The following is a 17,737-nucleotide window of genomic DNA, read 5'->3' on the forward strand; positions in this document are numbered from 1 at the left end:
GGTGGTTTCGCATTGACATGGAGAACGACATGATTCCTCTGATTCTTTCCGGCGGTAACGGCACGCGGTTGTGGCCGCTGTCGCGCAAACTGTTTCCCAAGCAATTCCACGCCCTGACCGGCGACCACACGCTGTTCCAGCAAACCCTGCTGCGCCTGGATCTGCCGGGCGTCGAATCGCCGCTGGTGGTGTGCAACTGCGAGCATCAGTTCATCGTCGAGGAGCAACTCGACAATATCGGCATGCGCGCGCAACAGGTACTGCTTGAGCCATTTGGCCGCAATACGGCGCCAGCCGTGGCGCTGGCGGCGTTGCAACTGGTCGAGCAGGGACGTGACGAACTGTTGCTGGTATTGCCGGCCGATCATCTGATCGCCAATACCCAGGCCTTCCATCAGGCCCTGGAGCGGGCCCGACTGGCGGCCGAGCGTGGTGCGCTGGTGTTGTTCGGAGTGCCGGCTCGGCAACCTGAAACCGGTTATGGCTACATCAAGGCCGGCGGCTCGGGTAGCGGCCCGGTACCGGGGGCGCTGGCGGTCGAGCGGTTCGTCGAGAAGCCCGATCTGGCCACCGCCCAGAGCTACGTTGAGGACGGCAGCTATTTCTGGAACAGCGGGATGTTCCTGTTCCGTTGCAGCCGTTATCTGGAAGAACTGCAGCGCCACTCCCCGGATATCTACGACACCTGCCGTCTGGCGCTGGAGCGCAGCCGGCGCGAGGGCGAGAACGTGCATATCGACCGTGAAGTGTTCGAGTGCTGCCCGGATGACTCGATCGACTACGCGGTGATGGAAAAAACCTCGGCGGCCTGTGTAGTGCCGCTGTCTGCCGGCTGGACCGATGTCGGTTCCTGGACCGCGTTGTGGGAAGTTCAGGACAAGGACGCGCGCGGCAATGTCGCCCTGGGTGACGTATTGCTGCAGGAGAGCAGCAACAACTATGTGCACGCCACCAACAAACTGGTGACGCTGATCGGACTGGACGATCTGGTGGTGGTTGAGACCAGGGATGCAGTGATGATCGCCCACAAGGACAAGGCCCAGCAGATCAAGGATGTCGTCAACCGCCTGGCTGCTGACGGGCGCGACGAGGTTCACAGCCATGTCCAGGTCTTCCGGCCCTGGGGCAATTACGACTCGGTTGATCTGGGTGAGCGCTTCCAGGTCAAGCGCATCACCGTCCAGCCTGGCGCCCGGCTGTCTCTGCAGATGCATCACCATCGGGCCGAGCACTGGGTGGTGGTCTCCGGTACGGCGCAGGTCACCTGTGACGACAAGACCTTCCTGCTGACCGAGAACCAGTCGACCTATATCCCGGTCGCATCGGTCCATCGTCTGGCCAACCCCGGCAAGATTCCGCTGGAAATCATCGAAGTTCAGTCCGGCAGTTACCTGGGCGAGGACGATATCGAGCGGCTGGAAGATGTCTATGGCCGCACTGCGGCCCTGGCCCGTTAATCGAGGACAACATGCAAGGATCCGAAGCAAATCAGGCGCCGGTGCGCGAGTTTCTGGATACCGAGTTCCAGCGCCCAGGGTTACGCAGTCTGTGTGGCTGGGCCTGCCTGTTCGCGCTGATCGCCCTGGCGTCGAACATGGTTGACCCCAGCTACCTGGACCCGGCCCACCACAAGTTCATCTTCATCATCGGGTTGTTGGGGATCTGGCGTTACAGCAACGCCATTACCCACTACCTGCGCGGGATGTATTTCCTGCACTGGCGCTTCCCGCGTATTCGCCGGGCGGTGGAGAAGATGGGGGACGATGCCCTGCCATCGCATATGTACATGGTGGTGACCAGCTTTCGGATTCCTGGCGAGACCACCTATAAGGTCTATCGCTCGGTGTTCGAGGAGTTGCAGCGTATGCCGGTGGCCAGCACGGTGATTGCTTCGATCGTCGAGAAGGCCGATGAAAACTTCATCAAGCAGATCATGCGCGATGTGGTACGTGAGCGGTCGGATATCCAACTGGTGATCGTTCGCGCCCGGGGGACCGGCAAACGCGACGGCCTGGCCCATGCGTTTCGGGCCCTGTCTCGGCGGATGCCGGTACAGGGCGCCGTGGTCGGTGTGGTCGATGGCGACACCATGATGCTGCCGGGCTGTGTCGAACGGGCGGTCAAGCTGTTTGCCTATCTGCCCAGTGTCGGCGGTCTGACCACCAACGAGTTCTGCCAGGTTGAAGGCGGCAAGCTGATGAAGGAGTGGCACTCGATGCGCTTCGTTCAGCGCCATATCAATATGTGCTCGATGGCGCTGTCCAAGCGGGTCCTGACCATGACCGGGCGACTGTCGTTCTTCCGCGCCGAGGTGATGATCGACCCCGAGTTCATTCGCGATGTTGAAGCCGATTTTCTCGAGCACTGGCGCCTGGGCAAGTTCCAGTTCCTGACCGGGGATGACAAGTCCTCCTGGTTCAGTCTGATGCGCGCCGGCTGGGACACCTTCTACGTACCCGACAGCCACACCCTGACCGTCGAGCATCCACCGGACCGCAACTTCTTCCGGGCGACCCGGCAGTTGATGTATCGCTGGTATGGCAACTCGTTGCGGCAGAACTTTCGCGCCACCCGGGAACTCGGCCTGCGCCGGCTCGGGCCGTTCGCCAGCTATGTGTTGTACGACCAGCGGGTGGCGATGTGGACCTGCCTGGTGGGGCTGACCGGTGCGCTGGTTGCCGGCCTGGTGTTCGGCATCCAGTACCTTCTGATCTATCTGTTCTGGATCCTGTTGTCGCGCAGCCTGGTGTGTTTGTTGTTCTTTCTGACCCGGCACCCGGTGGATCCGTTGTACCCCTTCGTTCTGTATTACAACCAGATCGTCGGTTCGCTGATGAAGGTGTACTCGATGTTCCATATGGATCAACAAAGCTGGACCCGACAGAAAACCACGCTGAAAGGCAGCAACAACCTTGATGCGGCACTGAACCGCTGGACCTCGAAAGGGATGCTGATGGCATCGATAGCCATCTTTTTCGGCGTCATTACGGTTCTTCTGGACCTCTCACAACTCTGAAATTAAAGGCCATAGGATATGAGCACTTCGGTTCTTTCTGACCAGGTCGTCCATGAAGCGATCGACGAGCGTCAGCACATTCGCACCAGAATTCCGGCCAAGGCTCGGTTGACCGGCGGCAGTGGTTCACCCATCACCTGCGATGTTCAGGACATCTCACTGGGCGGCGTCGGTCTGGTGTGTGCCGAGCCACTGAAAATCGGCAGCCTGTACGCAGCGGTCATTCGCCTGGGCATCAACGGCGTTGATCTCGACCTCAAGGTCAAGATCAAGGTGGTCAAGCAGGATGGCGATATCGTCGGTGCCCAGTTTGTCGATATGGATCCGAAAAAGGCCGACATTCTGCGCTACATCATCTCGTCCTACATGTCGGGTGAAATTGCCGATATCAATGGCCTGTTCAACGTGATGCAGCGCGAGAACTACATCAAGGAACGCAAGCAGAAATACGACACCCGGCGTACCCCCCTGCAGCGCCTGCGAGCTGGTCTGGGAACCCTGGTGTTTCTATTGATCGGTCTGTTGGCGCTGACCTATGTGGTGCACAAGGCCTATCTGCTGTTTTTCCGGATTCCGGCGGCCCAGGCGCTGGTCACGGCTAACGCCTATCGCATCATCATGCCGGAGAACGGCAATGTCAGCTTCCTGATCCCGCCAAGCCTCACAGAAGTCAGTGCCGGTCAGCCGGTCGCCAGCGTTTCGACCCAACTCAACACCAGCCTGAGTTCGCCGGCCGATATCGCGGCGATGATGGATCTGGCCCCGGGTGACGTCGAAGCCCTGCTGGGCCGCGCCACCATCGAAACGGTGATCGCCAGCCCCTGCGACTGCACCCTGTTTTACCCCGGCAGCCAGCTTGACGGCTTCGGTTACAAGGGCGAGCCGCTGGTGCATCTGCTGCCCAAGGACCAGCCCCTCTATGTCAAGGCCAGCGTGCCGTTCGACAAACTTGAGAAGCTGCGTCGTACCCGCAACGTCAGCCTGACCGTTTATGGCGCTGACGCAGCCGTGGCTGGCACCATCGTTAACGCTTCGGTGAACGAGCAGTCGCAGATGCTGGTGCTCGATATTCTGCCAGAAGCGCCGCTGGATCTGGGCAGCTACCAGAAACCGGTCTGGGTTGATTTCACTCTGGGGCTACCCGGCATGCCGGGGCTCGAGATCATGGACGAGATGCTCTGAGGGAGCTGGTATGCGCGCACCTTTCCTGATACTGAGCCTGCCCTTGCTGGCGGTGTTGCTGGCCAGCGAGGTGGAGGCCAGGAACTTCGAGCAGGTCCGGTATGCGCTTTACCTGGACCCCCATGCCGAGGTCGTCCCAGACCTTGAGCAACTGGCCAAACTGGGCGATCACCGGGCTCAGCGCCTACTCGGCGATATTCTCGCCGAGCGTGATCCGGCCGGCGCCAGCCGGGTGCTGGAGCTGTACCGCCAGGCCTTTGCCGGTGGTCGCGGCGAGATCAGTGCCCTGGCTGCCATGGCCCGTTATCTGGGCCAGCGGCCACGCTTGCGGCAACAGCACCGTGCCGAGGTGGCCGAAGGTTTGACCCGTTATCGGCATGACCGCGACCCGGTCAATGTGCTGGCCACCCTGGAGGTGTTCAATGCCTATCCAGAGTTGTTTGAGTCGGCGGCGGTTGAGCACCTGATCAGCCGCTATGAGCGGGCCTGCATCGAGAACTGCCTGACCCTGCTGTACCGCGGCCGACTGGCTGAACACCAAGGTAACCATGAGCTGGCCGAGAGCCTGTATCGCCAGGCGGCGCTTCAGGACCCCCGCGCCATTGAGGCTTTGTACCGGGTCATGGGTAAAGACGTGGCCCTCAAGTTCAGGGGCTTTGCTCGTGATGCCAGCCCACGTATCGCCAGTCTGCCGATTGAGGTCGTGCACCGTATTGGCCTGCATCTGGCCAATACCAGTAACGCTCTGGCCAATGAGTGGGTGTATACCCGCCAGAGTGTGATCGGTGAGGTCGAAATTCCCGATGCCGAGCAACTGGCCGCAGCCGAAGCGGCCCAGCGGGCTCAGGACGCGATGATCGATGAACTCGACCGCGAGATTCTCTATTGGCTGGATCACGCGGTGGCACGGGGTTACACCCCGGCCATGTCGACCAAGGCCAGTTTCATGATGGCCGGCAACAACCGCTTCAGCAGTGAAGCGGTTGAGCACCTGCTGCGTCAGCTGGAGAGCACCGAAACCGCACGGAGCAGTGCCGGCGAGCATTATCAGGACCGGGTTGGGCCGCAGCGGATCAAGGCGCTGTGGGCCAGCTATTACATGGTCAACTGGCTATCGATGAACCCCACCAAGGCCCACGGGCTGATTCGTGAACTGATCGAAGAAGGCTACGACGATGCTCGCCTGATGGAGGGTGACCTGTATAGCCGAGGTTTGCTCGATGAGCCGGACCAAGCCCGGGCGCTGGGCATTTATGAACAAATGGCCGAGCGCGGCTGGGCCAGTGCCCACCTGCGTATTGCCCGTCTCAATACCTATGGTCGCGCCATGCGGGGCGACTTTGTGACGGCCTACAGTCATGCCCGGGCGGCCCTCGAACTGGGGGATCTGCGTGCCGAGGGTCTGGTCAATTTTTTGGAGCAACGTTTGCCGGCAACGCTGTTGGAGCAGGGTAATGCCATGACCGAGCAAATGCTGCGCAACTCTGTTTTGTGAGGACACGGATGAGAACGCGACAATGCCATGCCATGGGTGGTCTGCTGCTGGCCCTGCTGTACCCGACTGCGATGCTGTCCGCGCAAGAAGGAGAAACTCAGCTCGGCCAAATGCCAGAGACCTCGCTGATCACTCACAAGCTGTCAGTGCGCGGCGGCTATGGTCCGGAAGAGACTCGCCTGGGCGAGGATCGCAAGGAGTTCATCAGCATCCGCTATGAGCCCACCTTGCACTGGTTCAGTCCCGATATCCAGTGGCCGCGCTGGGAGGCGGTTGCCAAGGCCTGGTTCAACTACGACAGCCAGCCCAATGCGATCATCCAGGATGAAGGCAACCTGCAGGTCAGCCGCAAGCGGGACAAAACCTGGGCCGAGATGCGCGAGTTCTACGTACGCCGCAACCTGCTGGGCAATGACCCCAGGTTCTCGTTGACGGTTGGCCGCCAGCGTTTTGCCGAGCGTTTCGGGGTCTGGTGGGACGACAGCCTGGAAGCAATCCGCTTCGACTATCGCGACAGTCAGGCCGAAGGCTTCATTGCGGTCGCCGAGCGCTTCTATTACTACAATACCGACTTCAATACCCTCGAGCCCGAAGACAAGGATATTCGCTATCTGATGGGCGATTATCGCCGGCTGTGGCGGGCCCAGCAGTGGGCCGGGGTGCGTACCCTGTATGAACACGACTACTCGGACAAGGACCTGCGCGACCGCGACGACTTCAAAGGCTGGCGGTTGGGCGCCTACCTGAATGGTCAGTTCACCGACCTGGCCTGGCTCAGCGACTATCACGCCGAGCTGATCGGCATGCGCGGTGACTTGCGTACGGTCGGCAGCTTTGGCCAATTCGACACCGGCCGCATCGACGGCTGGGCTGCGTTGCTGGATGCCGGCAAACGCTTCGATGAGCACCCCTGGCGCCCGCGCCTGGGGCTGACGCTGGCTCTGACCGACAAGCCGGATGACGATGGCCGCGACGGCTTCTACCTCAACCGGGTGCAATCGGACCGGCGTACCGATCCGATGAGCTACAGCAACCGACTGGTGAGCAATTTCGTCACCGTCAACCTGACCAACCTGCAAATGGTGGGGGTGGGAGTGGACACCGAACCGGCACCGGGTACCGTGGTGGGGCTGCGGGTCAGCGATCTGCGGTTGCGTAATTCGGAAGGTCGCCTGCCGGTACGGGTAGTCAACGAGCCGGGGATTCGCAACACCGACTCGCGGGCGCTGGGCCAGGTGGTTGACCTCAACTACTACTGGCGCATGTATCCCATGGCGGTGCGTGAACGGCGGCTTAACCTGAATACGCTGGTCAGTGCCAGCTACTTCAAGGCTGGCAGCGCGTTGAACACTGGCGACGACTTCCAGGTCACCCTGGGTTTGACCCTTTTCTATTGATGCCGGGTAGCGATCAGGATGATCTTCGCCTCCAACGTCTTTCTGTTTCTGTTCCTGCCGGCATTCTTGCTGTGCTATTACCTGGCCGGCTTTCGCTGGCGCTCGCTGGTAATCGTGCTGGGCAGTTACCTGTTCTACGCGTGGTGGCGTCCGGACTTCCTGTTCCTGTTCATTGGTATCACCTATTGGAACTACTGGTTCGGCTTACGGATCAAGGCCAATCTGGAGGCGGGTAACAAGGAGCGAGCATTCCGCCTGCTGACCATCGGGGTGGTGGGAGACCTGGCCACCCTGGGTTATTTCAAGTACGCCAACTTTGGCGTCGAGGTCATTGCCGGAGCGTTGGCGCCGCTGGGGATCGATACCTTCACCCTGGAGCACATTATCCTGCCGCTGGGCATTTCCTTCTATGTGTTCCAGGCGATCAGCTATATCGTTGACATCTATCGACGCAAGGCCGAGCCAACCGATCGTTTCATCGACTTTGCCGCTTTTATCTCGCTATTTCCGCAACTGATCGCTGGGCCGATCCTGCGCTACAACCAGATTGAACAGCAACTGCGATCACGCACTCATTCGATGGAGCTGTTCTCGCTGGGCGCCAGCCGTTTCATGCTCGGCTTCATCAAGAAAGTACTGATTGCCGACTCGCTGGCACCGATGAACGTGCTGTTTCTCGGTGAGTCAACGCCGCAGATGGCCGACGCCTGGTTCGGCCTGCTGATTTCGATCATGCAGCTGTATTTCGACTTCTCCGGCTACAGTGACATGGCCATCGGTCTGGGCATGATGATGGGCTTCAGATTCCAGGAGAACTTCAACCAGCCCTATCTGGCCCAGAGCATCACCGAGTTCTGGCAGCGCTGGCACATGACCCTGGCCGACTTCCTGCGTGACTATGTCTATATGCCGCTGGTGCGTCGGCGCATTGCCGGGCCAATGCTGGGGCTGGTGATCACCATGATGCTGTCGGGGTTCTGGCATGGCGCCAGCTTCTCGTTCATCTGCTGGGGCTTGTTCTTCGGGATAGGCATGGTCCTCGAACGGCGTTTTGACCTGGCTACCAAGGTCACCACGCCGTACCGGTTCTGGCGCAACATGCGCACCTTCGTCCTGCTCAACCTGAGCATGCCGCTGTTCTACACCGGTGATTTGCGCCACAGCCTGGAGATTTACGCTGGTTTGTTCGGCTTCAACGGAGTTGGCAGCCTCAACGGCTATTTGTATGGCACTTCGCTGATGACCCTGAGCTTCACCGCCGTTGGCCTGCTGTGGATCTCGGTCGCCGGGCGGATCAACCTGCGTTATTACGCCAGCGACGGTCAGGCCTATTTCATGCAGCACGTCGGTGGTGTCCAGGCGCTGTTGCTGTGGGCCGGGTTCCTGCTGGCGCTGAGCCGGTTGGCAGCCAACTCCTTCTCACCCTTCCTGTATTTCCAGTTCTAGGAGGATGTCATGAACCTGCCCGTCATGCGTAGCGCCAGCAAGCTCAACGGCATCGCCTTCTGCATCATGCTGGGCGCCATGTTCCTGTATTCGCTGCCGACGTTGTACGGGTTTGCCCGGAGTCAGGAAAACCCCGGTTCGTTGTTTTTCGACGGCAAGCTGGTCAGGCATTTCGAGCAGTTCTACGACAAGCAGCTGTTCCTGCGCGACCCTTCGATCAAGCTATGGGCCAATGCGCAGCAACTGATCTTCGGTGAGGCCACCAGCGGCGCTGTGCTCGGTCGCGATGGCTGGCTGTTCACCAGCCAGGAGTACCGGGTTCCGAACAATCTGGAGGCGAGCATTGCCCGCCAGGTCAGCCACATTACCCAGGCCCGAGACCAATTGCAGGCCGAAGGTATGCGCCTGGTGTTGCTGCCTGTGCCGATGAAGCTTGAAGTCTATGCCGACTATCGCCTGCGTCAGCCGGCCGAAACGGTCGAAACCCTGTATCAGCGGTTGCAGGCTGAACTGCAGGCTCAGGCGGTCGAGGTAGTCGACTTACGCGACGGTTTCCGCGCGGCGGCAAGTAGCCAGGAGCTGTTTCTCAGTAACGATACCCACTGGAGTCCTGCAGGTGCACGTCTGGCCGCCGAGCTGCTGGTTGCCCGGCATCCGGAGCTGCGGGGGCCGACCCGATTCGTGACCGAGCAGATCGGTAGCAAACAGCACAGCGGGGATCTGCAGCGTTACCTGCAGTTTGATCAGCGCTTGCGTCCGGATTACTTCGAGCCGGTCGAGCTGGCGCTGTATGAAACCCGCCGTCAGGAGCAGCAGGTCGATGCCCACAGCCTGTTCGGCGATATTGGCCTGAGCACTGCTGTGGTTGGCACCAGCTACACCCAGGTCGCTGAATGGAACTTCATTGGCGCGCTGAAACAGGCTCTTGGACAGGATGTGATGAGTGTGGCGGTTGAGGCGCACGGCCCATTTCATGCTATGGACAACTTCCTGAAGCTGGAGCCCGAGCAGCGCCATGGTATTGAAACCGTGATATGGGAGTTCCCGGTGCGCACGCTGCTGGCCCAGCAAAACACGCGCCGGGCCTCACTCGACCCTTTTGAACGACAGTTTTAGCCCTAGGAGAAGTCATCATGAATGTGCGCATCTACCGCTGGTTGTGTCTGCCCTGCCTGCTGTTGCTGGCCACCCTGGCCCAGGCTCAGGATGGCAACGCCGACCTGTATGACGGGGTGGCACCAGCCGATTCGGCCTTTGTCCGGGTATTCAACCTGGGCAGCACCAGTATCGGTTTCGGCTTGAGCGGCAAGCAGCGTGAACAGCGCATCGCTGCCGGGCAGTTGGGTAGCTACCGCTTCACCTCGCCGGGCCCTGGGCGGCTGACCATTGAGGGCAACAGTCTGGAGGCCCAGTTCGAGGCCAGCAGCGCCACCACCGTGCTCTACAAGGACGGCCAGTTCGTGCTGATTGCCGATAAGTTCGTTGATGACCCGCGCAAGGCCCAGGTCGGATTCTATAACCTGACCTCGCAACCTGTGGCGCTCAAGACCCGCGATGGCAAGCACACCGTGGTTGAGGCGATCGGGACTAATGAAACCGGGCTGCGGGCGGTCAATGAGATCAAGATCGGCTTTTCCGCCTACGCTGGCGAGCAGGAACTGGCCCAGTTTGACGAAGTGTTTCTCAAGCTGGGCAACACCTACAGCTTCATGGTGGTCGAGGAAGCGGGCGGGCTGAGAACCCTGTCCATGTCCAGCACCATCGACCCGACCGAATAACGTTGTGCAACCGACCAGGAATGAGCCAAGGATGAAACCTGCGTACCCCTCAACTCTCGGCTTGCTGATGGCCCTGTGGTTCACTGTGCCGGCGGCCCAGGCCCAGGCTGGCCCCAATCAACCCTGCCTCGGCCCCGAGTGCCTGATCTGTCCGGCGCTCAGCGATCCGCAACAGTACGCCGAGGGCGGGATGAAGATCATGCGCTTCATGGCTCCGGGCAGGGGAAGCTGGCTATTTCGCTCGGATGTGGATCTGACCACCGATTTCGGCATGCCGGCGCACATGGAGCCGGAGCTGGCCCGGCTGATTTCTACCTTCAACCGCCAGGGCACCGAGGTGGCGATCGTGGTTCAGCCAACGCGTGGCCTGATGCATCGTGACAAAGTGCGCCCGGACTTTGCCTACGGTTTCGACTACGCCGAAGGGGTAGCCAATCTGCGTCATTTTCTCACCCAGCTGAGAAACGCCGGGGCCATCGTGCCGGACGTCATGAATCTGGTGGAAAACCCGCCGCAGGAGGAATACTTCTTCCGCCGCGATACCCACTGGACTCCGGCCGGGGCCAAGGCCACCGCGCAACTGGTGGCGCAGGAAGTGCGTCGTCAGCCGGTCTATGCCGGGTTGACCAAGAGCACCTATCGCACCGAGCCCAGCGTGATCATTCCCAAGGATGGCGCCCACAACATGGCCTTCAGCCGCCTGTGCGGCAATGATTTTGGCTATCAGTATGTGCAGAACTTCCAGACCGTGCCGGAAGTTGATGAAGTCAGTGCGTTGTTCGACGATATTCCCGAGCCGGAGGTGACGCTGGTCGGTACCAGTAACTCGGCAGCCCGTGACGAAGACACCAAGCAGTACAACTTTGATGGTTATCTGAAGGAGTACCTGTCGGTCAACCTGATGAACTTCTCCTTGCAGGGGGGTGGTCAGGATGGTGCCTTGATGGAGTACCTGCTGTCACCCAGTTACTCAACGAACAATCCGCCGAAACTGATCATCTGGGAACTGCCGGCCAACTACAAGCTGGCCAGCGAGGTCATGTACCGGCAACTGGTGCCCGCAGCTGAAGGAGGCTGCGCAGCGCGCACCACGGTGCTGAGCGGACGTGCCGAACGTTCGGGCTATCGGGAGAACGACCGGATCGAGGTGCTGAGCAACAGTGGTGCCCAGCGTCAGGCGTTGACTGGGGCCGACGGTGTACTGGATATCAAGATGTCCGACCGCGATTTGCGCAACTTCTACGTCATCGTCTATTACGACAATGGCAGTCGTGACAAGGTCTGGATTCGGCGTCCGGGAATTGTCAGTGGCGGTCAGTACTACCTGGAGCTGAGCAAGGCTACCGAGTTCCGCAACGCCAACCTGCTGTCGGTGTTCATCGAGCCGACCCAGGCGTCCGACAAGCCGATTGATCTGGAGGTCAGCCTGTGCCGTTAGTCCGACTTAAGTCTTCCGTCATCGCCCTGCTGATGGTGCTGGCCAGCCTCTGGGCGGCGAGTGCCAGTGCCGCCACCAGTATGTGGCCGCCACGGGCCACCAGTCAGTCGGCGATGATCGGTGACTACCGTGCCCTGAGCTGCCCTCACTCACCGCCGCCAGCCTATACCGGGCACCTGCGGGTTGACAGCAAGTACGACCAGAGCGAGGCAAGCAAGACCACGCTGGTGCCGCTGCCCCAGGAGTCTGAGCGCATTCGTCAGCAGATCACCGAGTATCATCGGGGCTTGCAGGAGATCATCACCCGCTATGAGCGGGCCCGCAATGAGCAGGAGGTCAATCTGAGCCTGGCATGTCTGCATCAATGGCTGGAGGCCTGGGCTCAGCCGGGTGCCATGCTCAGCCGCGAGGTCAGCGGCACTGGCCGTGCCGTGCGCAAATGGTCACTGGCTGCCCTGGGTTCCGGGCTGCTCAAGGTCCGGGCCCTGAGTAACGGTGGTTATCAGCTGTCGACTGCCCAGCGCAGCTGGCTGGAGCGCCTGTCCAACGCCGTGATCAGCGATTACAGCCCGCGCCAGACCCTCGACTTTACCTGGTTCAACAACCACGACTATTGGGCCGCCTGGGCTGTCAGCAGCACCGGTATGCTGCTGGACCGCAATGCCCATATCGACTGGGCTGCAAAAACCCTGCAACTGGCCTTCGAGCAGATGCAGCCCGGTCAGGCCGGAGACTACGTGCAGTTGCCGCTGGAAACCGCCCGTGGTCGGCTGGCGGTCGACTATACCCACTATGCCCTGGTGCCGCTGGTACTGCTGGCCGAAAGCATGCAAGCCAACGGTCGCAGTCTGAGTACGGATCAGCAACGCAAGCTTGGCCAGTTGGCCAACTTCGCCGTACGTGGCGTGCTGGAACCGGCCAACCTGCCTGAACTGGAAGCCGGCCAGGAACGCCCACCGAACCACAAGATGGTCTGGCTGATCCCGTTCCTCAAGCAGCAACCCGGCCATATCCTGGCTCGGCAGTTGTATGGTCAGGCCGGTAGCGAGCTGGGTTACTACGGCCAGGTTGGCGGCAACATCCGCTTCTTCTATCCGAATATCGACTGATTTGAGGGCTCCATCCATGTCTTTGTCGTCATTCAAGCGTAGTGCTTTGGGCCTGTTCGGGGGCCTGGCGCTGGCGCTCGGCAGCGGTGCCTTGCAGGCGGACAGTCGGTTACCGCTGGTGGTGCTCGATAGCGTAGACCAGCAAGATCAGCTCAGTGAGCAGCGCGCAAGGCTTGAGGCCGCCACTGCAGTGCCGGAGTTGGCGTTTCGGGCGCCGGCCGGGCGCGCCGAAGTCAGCCTGTTGACCATGTACTCGGCCCAGCAGGGCAGTTGGCCGTTCGAGCCCTTTGTGCACAATGGGTTGTTCCGGGCCATTGCCGGCTACCAGAATCAGCATCCTCGGGCGGTGGTGATCCAGGGGGGCAGCATCAGCCTGCAGCAGCTCCATGCCCAGCTCAACAACGAACGGATTCTCAGTCGGCATGAGGGCGGCTACCTGCTGCACTATCCGCTGATGATCGACCCGGACGCGGCTCTGCTGATCGAAGGCACCCAACTGCATCTGCACAGCTATTCCGGCACGGCCTTGATCAACCGCGGATTGTTGAGCCTCAGGCAGGCCAGCCTGATCGGTTACAGCGACGGCCGGCCTCATGCCACTGATAGGCCCTACCGGCCGTTTCTGATGAACTGGGCCGGCAGCCGCCTGCGTATTGAAGACTCGCAACTTGAGCGTCTGGGCTACAACGAGCACCTGTCGCGCGGGGTGACCAGCGCACGCAGTACCCAGCAGGCCGCCAGCGTGGCTCCTGTGCAGATGCTGATCAGCGGCAGCCGTTTTGAGGACATGTCGGTCGGCCTGGACCTGACCCAGACCCTGGCCAGAGTGACTGGCAATCATTTCAGCGATATGCAGCAATATGCTCTGGATGCCAGTGACAGTCGCCTGTTGATCAAAGGCAACCGGATTGAGGACGTACGCAATATCAGTGCGATCCGAGTCAGTGGGCGCAGTCAGGGCCGGCTGGAGAAAAACCGGATTTTCCGCGCCAGCAAAAGCGCCATTGAGCTCAACGCGCTGGACGGCAACCTGATCGTGCGTGACAACCAGATCGGTGCCTCCGCCGGCTATGGCCTGCTGCTGCGGGATATGACCCCTGCCACCGGCCTGCTGATCGAAGACAACCTGATCGGCAACAGCCGGCTGAGTGCGATCGACGGCGCCGGTCTGCACCAGGCCAGCATCATCGGCAACCGGATCATCGGCACGCCCGAATACGCTATCAGTATCCGCAACAGTGAGGCGGGGAGTGGGCCGCTGCGCCTGACCGGCAACCATCTGGAGCGGGTCGGCAAGGCCATGATTCGGGTACAGGGCATGCACAACCTGGTGCTGGGCGCCAACAACTATCGGGCCAATCCGGTGCAACAGAATCTGTTGATTGGTGACCTGCTACCGTTCCAGGCCCCGCTGCTGGACATGACCCTGCGCCAGGGTCGGCTGGTCGAACTGGAGCTGGAGCAGGTCAGCCTGCTGCCCGCCGAAGGCTGATTACAGCGGCACCTTGCCGCGCAGGGCCTTGATCCGGCCCTTCTGGGTTTTTTCGTCTACCCGCTTGCGTTGGGAGCTGCGGGTTGGCCGAGTAGGGCGGCGCGGCTTGCGCGGTTTGAGCACCTCTTGAATCAACTGCTGCAGGCGCAACAGGGCATCTTCGCGGTTTTGCTCCAGGGTCCGGAACGACTGCGCCTTGATCACCACCACCCCATCCTTGCTGATGCGCTGGTCAGACAGCGCCAGCAGACGCTGCTTGACCTCCGCCGGCAGGCTTGAATGTGGGATATCGAAGCGCAGGTGCACGGCTGAAGACACCTTGTTGACGTTCTGCCCGCCCGCTCCCTGGGCCCGGATCTGGCTTAGCTCGATTTCCCAGTCGGCCAGAGTTATGTCGTCGGTGATCTTCAGCATGGTGATGTCACTCGATATTCTGCACCTGCTCGCGCATCTGCTCGATGAACACCTTGAGGTCGACCGCGGCCTGGGTGCTGCGGCTGTCGATGGCCTTGGAACCCAGGGTGTTGGCCTCGCGGTTGAACTCCTGCATGAGAAAGTCCAGCCGCCGGCCGATGGCGCCCTTGTCGTCGAGTACCCGGCGGGTTTCGCTGACGTGGGTGGCGAGCCGGTCGAGTTCTTCGGCCACATCGATCTTTTGCGCCAACAGCACCAGTTCCTGTTCGATGCGGGTGCCGTCGAGCTCCAGCCGGGCTTCGTTGAAGCGGTCGATCAGTTTCTGCCGGTGGGCACTGAGCAGGGTCGGCATCATCTCGTGCAGGCTGGCGACCCGATCACTGATGGCGTCCAGGCGTTCTTCGATCAGTTTGCGCAGCTCGGCACCTTCGCGGGCACGTTGGGCCTTGAGTTCTTCCAGCGCTTCGTTGAACAGTCGCTCGGCCTGCTTGACCAGGCTGCTCTGGTCCTGCTCGCTGCCGGCCAGTACACCCGGCCAGGCCAGTAGTTCCAGCGGGTTGATCGGCGCCGGGTTGTCGAGCTGGCCGGCCAGTTGCTGGCTGACGCGGATCAGTTGATCGAGCAGCGGCTGGTTGAGACTGAGCTCGCTGCTGCTGGTTTCCTGTGGATTGAAGCGCAGGGTGCATTCGACCTTACCGCGCCCCAGTTGCTTGCGCAGCCGTTCGCGCAGCGGGCCTTCCAGTTCGCGGAAGGCTTCCGGCAGGCGCAGGCTGGCTTCCAGATAACGATGGTTGACCGAGCGCATCTCCCAAGCCAGGTTGCCCTGTTCGGTGCTTGATTCACGGCGGGAAAATGCAGTCATGCTGTAAACCATCGGAAGCCTCTCGTCCCTAGTATTGATGCCCGGATTGTACCCCTTAGCGCTTGCGGGTGTCGCCTGGCCGGTTGGGCCCGTATAATCGGTGCACATTCAATACACCGCAGTACAAAGGACCCTGACATGAAACGACCCAGTGGCCGCAGCGCCGACCAGATGCGCCAGATCACGCTGATCCGGCATTACACCAAGCACGCGGAGGGTGCAGTGCTGGTCGAGTTCGGCGACACCAAGGTGATCTGCACGGTCAGCGTCGAGTCCGGGGTGCCGCGCTTTTTGCGTGGCTCCGGTCAGGGCTGGATCACCGCCGAGTACGGCATGTTGCCACGCGCCACCGGTGAGCGTATGCAGCGTGAGGCCAGCAAGGGTAAGCAGGGTGGTCGGACCCTGGAAATCCAGCGGCTGATCGGCCGTTCGCTGCGCGCGGCGGTGGACCTGCACAGCCTGGGCGAAAATACCCTGCATATCGACTGCGACGTGATCCAGGCCGACGGTGGTACCCGCACGGCGTCGATTACCGGTGCCTGTGTAGCGCTGGTGGATGCTCTGCGGGTGATGAAGCAGCGCGGGGCGATCAAGAAGATTCCCGAGATTCAGATGATCGCGGCGGTGTCGGTGGGGATTTATCAGGGCGAGCCGGTGCTGGATCTGGACTACCTGGAAGATTCGGCTGCGGAAACCGACCTCAATGTAGTAATGACTGACAAGGGTGGTTTCATCGAGGTACAGGGCACTGCCGAAGGGGTGCCGTTCAGTCCTGAGGAGCTCAATGCTATGCTGGCATTAGCGCGCAAGGGCGTGGATGAACTCTTCGCCTTGCAGCAGGCGGCGTTGCAGGACTGACACCGACCGCCATGCGACTGGAAAAGGGGTGCCGTTATGACCGATGAACAGCCTCAACCCGCTGTGCTCGACAGTCCCAGCCCGGATGCCCGGCGCTGGGCGATGTTCGCTCATCTGGCCGGCTTTGCCGGCTACCTGTTTCCGTTTGTTGGTAACCTGATTGCGCCGCTGCTGGTCTGGCAGCTGAAAAAGGACAGCGACCCCTTTGTTGATGATCAGGGCAAGGAGGCGCTGAATTTTCAGATCAGTGTCAGCCTGGCCGCGATCCTCAGCTTCATGCTGATGGTGGTGCTGGTCGGGTTCGTGCTGATTGCGGTAGTGGTGGCTGGCGCTGTGGTGCTGATGATCATTGCCGCGATCAAGGTCAACGAAGGCAAGGCCTACCGCTACCCGTTCTGTTGGCGGATTATCAAATAAACCCAGGGATTCCCAGGTCAGATGCTCAGCGTCCAGTCGTAGTCAATGATCACCGGCGCATGCTGGGAGAAGCGGACGTCACGCGGGATGCGGGCGTTCTTGACGAAACGGCGCAGGCCCGGGGTAAGGAACTGGTAGTCGAAACGCAGACCCAGATTGAGGCTTTCGGCCTGTTCGCTGTCGGGCCACCAACTGTACAGGTCGGACTCGCGGGTCACTTCGCGTAGCGCATCGACGTAGCCCAGGTTACCGAAGATTTCATCCATCCAGGCCCGTTCCGGGGCCATGAAGCCAGGCTGGTGCTGACAGTCACGCCAGTTTTTTACGTCCAGTTTCAGGTGCGCAACCTGCAGCGAGCCGCAGTAGATGAACTCGCGGCGCTTGCGGCGCTGCTTGTTCAGGTAGGTGGTGAAGTCGTTCATGAACTTGAACTTCTGGTTCAGGTCGGCATCACCATCACGACCGGAGGGCAGCAGCAAAGAACCAATGCTGACCTTGTCGAAATCAGCCTGCATGAAGCGACCGTAACGGTCGGCCAGCTCAAAGCCCAGGCCTTTGATGATGGCCTTGGGCGCGGTGCGGGTGTAGATCGCCACACCGCCCTGACTGGGCACTTCTGCTTCAAAGCAATATTGCCAGTAGCCATCCAGCCAATAGGGATCCTGTTCGAGCTCGGGTTCGGTTACGCGAATGTCCTGCAGGCAGATGACGTCGGCGTCCTGTGTGCGCAGCCAGTCAAACAGTCCTCGAGCCGCTGCGGCCTCGACACCATTGACATTAAGACTGATGATTCGCATACATGGCTCCCCCAAAATCGAGGGTGTATGATAACC

16 protein-coding genes are annotated in these 17,737 nt (G+C 60.7%); 13 read left to right on the plus strand and 3 right to left on the minus strand.

The genetic code is table 11. From position 1 onward, the window contains the following. Positions 1-29 precede the first annotated feature (29 nt). From BVH74_RS05215 to BVH74_RS05265, 11 genes are read left to right on the plus strand one after another with little or no spacing between them, the layout of a single operon-like run. A complete protein-coding gene (locus tag BVH74_RS05215) occupies positions 30-1,457 on the plus strand; it encodes a mannose-1-phosphate guanylyltransferase/mannose-6-phosphate isomerase (RefSeq protein WP_080049043.1) in 1,428 nt (475 codons plus the stop codon). Positions 1,458-1,468: 11 nt separating this feature from the next. After that, on the plus strand, positions 1,469-3,016 hold the full coding sequence (locus BVH74_RS05220) for a glycosyltransferase (protein ID WP_080049044.1): 1,548 nt from the start codon (positions 1,469-1,471) through the stop codon (positions 3,014-3,016). A gap of 18 nt (positions 3,017-3,034) precedes the next feature. Next, a complete protein-coding gene (locus tag BVH74_RS05225; RefSeq protein ID WP_080049045.1) occupies positions 3,035-4,198 on the plus strand; it encodes a PilZ domain-containing protein in 1,164 nt (387 codons plus the stop codon). Positions 4,199-4,208: 10 nt separating this feature from the next. Then, positions 4,209-5,693, plus strand: a complete 1,485-nt coding sequence (locus BVH74_RS05230; RefSeq protein WP_080049046.1) for an SEL1-like repeat protein — start codon at positions 4,209-4,211, stop codon at positions 5,691-5,693. An 8-nt stretch (positions 5,694-5,701) separates the two neighbouring features. After that, positions 5,702-7,090 (plus strand): alginate export family protein, encoded by a 1,389-nt coding sequence (locus BVH74_RS05235; RefSeq protein ID WP_080049047.1) that lies wholly within the window; start codon positions 5,702-5,704, stop codon positions 7,088-7,090. An 18-nt stretch (positions 7,091-7,108) separates the two neighbouring features. Continuing rightward, the gene (locus tag BVH74_RS05240) at positions 7,109-8,536 is read left to right on the plus strand and encodes an MBOAT family O-acyltransferase (RefSeq protein WP_080049048.1); all 1,428 of its coding nucleotides are present in this window, start codon (positions 7,109-7,111) and stop codon (positions 8,534-8,536) included. Between the two features lie 9 nt (positions 8,537-8,545). Further along, positions 8,546-9,652 carry an alginate O-acetyltransferase AlgX-related protein gene (locus BVH74_RS05245; protein ID WP_080049049.1) on the plus strand — a complete coding sequence of 369 codons (1,107 nt, stop codon included), beginning with the start codon at positions 8,546-8,548 and terminating at the stop codon, positions 9,650-9,652. Between the two features lie 17 nt (positions 9,653-9,669). Further along, positions 9,670-10,314, plus strand: a complete 645-nt coding sequence (locus BVH74_RS05250) for an alginate O-acetyltransferase AlgF (RefSeq protein WP_080049050.1) — start codon at positions 9,670-9,672, stop codon at positions 10,312-10,314. A gap of 31 nt (positions 10,315-10,345) precedes the next feature. Then, the gene (locus BVH74_RS05255) at positions 10,346-11,752 is read left to right on the plus strand and encodes an alginate O-acetyltransferase AlgX-related protein (RefSeq protein WP_080049051.1); all 1,407 of its coding nucleotides are present in this window, start codon (positions 10,346-10,348) and stop codon (positions 11,750-11,752) included. Further along, the gene (locus BVH74_RS05260; protein ID WP_231705570.1) at positions 11,743-12,861 is read left to right on the plus strand and encodes an alginate lyase family protein; all 1,119 of its coding nucleotides are present in this window, start codon (positions 11,743-11,745) and stop codon (positions 12,859-12,861) included. The genes BVH74_RS05255 and BVH74_RS05260 overlap by 10 nt, the downstream gene beginning before the upstream one ends. Before the next feature lie 16 nt (positions 12,862-12,877). Next, positions 12,878-14,353, plus strand: coding sequence for a right-handed parallel beta-helix repeat-containing protein (locus BVH74_RS05265; protein WP_177344512.1), 1,476 nt, complete (start codon positions 12,878-12,880; stop codon positions 14,351-14,353). On the opposite strand, the gene arfB is transcribed toward BVH74_RS05265, so the two are convergent. Both arfB and BVH74_RS05275 read right to left on the minus strand, forming a co-directional pair. Then, positions 14,354-14,767 carry an alternative ribosome rescue aminoacyl-tRNA hydrolase ArfB gene (gene arfB / locus BVH74_RS05270; protein WP_080049053.1) on the minus strand — a complete coding sequence of 138 codons (414 nt, stop codon included), beginning with the start codon at positions 14,765-14,767 and terminating at the stop codon, positions 14,354-14,356. A gap of 7 nt (positions 14,768-14,774) precedes the next feature. Beyond that, complete coding sequence (locus tag BVH74_RS05275) at positions 14,775-15,641, minus strand: YicC/YloC family endoribonuclease (protein WP_080049054.1); 867 nt, start codon at positions 15,639-15,641, stop codon at positions 14,775-14,777. A gap of 126 nt (positions 15,642-15,767) precedes the next feature. Between BVH74_RS05275 and rph the strand changes: the two genes are divergently transcribed. Together rph and BVH74_RS05285 are read left to right on the plus strand one after the other, a co-directional pair. Then, entirely contained in the window at positions 15,768-16,487 is a 720-nt protein-coding gene (rph, locus tag BVH74_RS05280; RefSeq protein ID WP_080049055.1) for a ribonuclease PH, read from the plus strand. 36 nt (positions 16,488-16,523) lie between these two features. Beyond that, positions 16,524-16,904 carry a DUF4870 domain-containing protein gene (locus BVH74_RS05285; RefSeq protein ID WP_080049056.1) on the plus strand — a complete coding sequence of 127 codons (381 nt, stop codon included), beginning with the start codon at positions 16,524-16,526 and terminating at the stop codon, positions 16,902-16,904. Between the two features lie 17 nt (positions 16,905-16,921). On the opposite strand, the gene BVH74_RS05290 is transcribed toward BVH74_RS05285, so the two are convergent. Then, complete coding sequence (locus BVH74_RS05290; protein WP_080049057.1) at positions 16,922-17,701, minus strand: exodeoxyribonuclease III; 780 nt, start codon at positions 17,699-17,701, stop codon at positions 16,922-16,924. Between the last annotated feature and the right edge of the window lie 36 nt (positions 17,702-17,737).

This window comes from Halopseudomonas phragmitis (genome assembly GCF_002056295.1).
In the GTDB taxonomy this organism is placed as follows: Bacteria; Pseudomonadota; Gammaproteobacteria; order Pseudomonadales; family Pseudomonadaceae; genus Halopseudomonas; species Halopseudomonas phragmitis.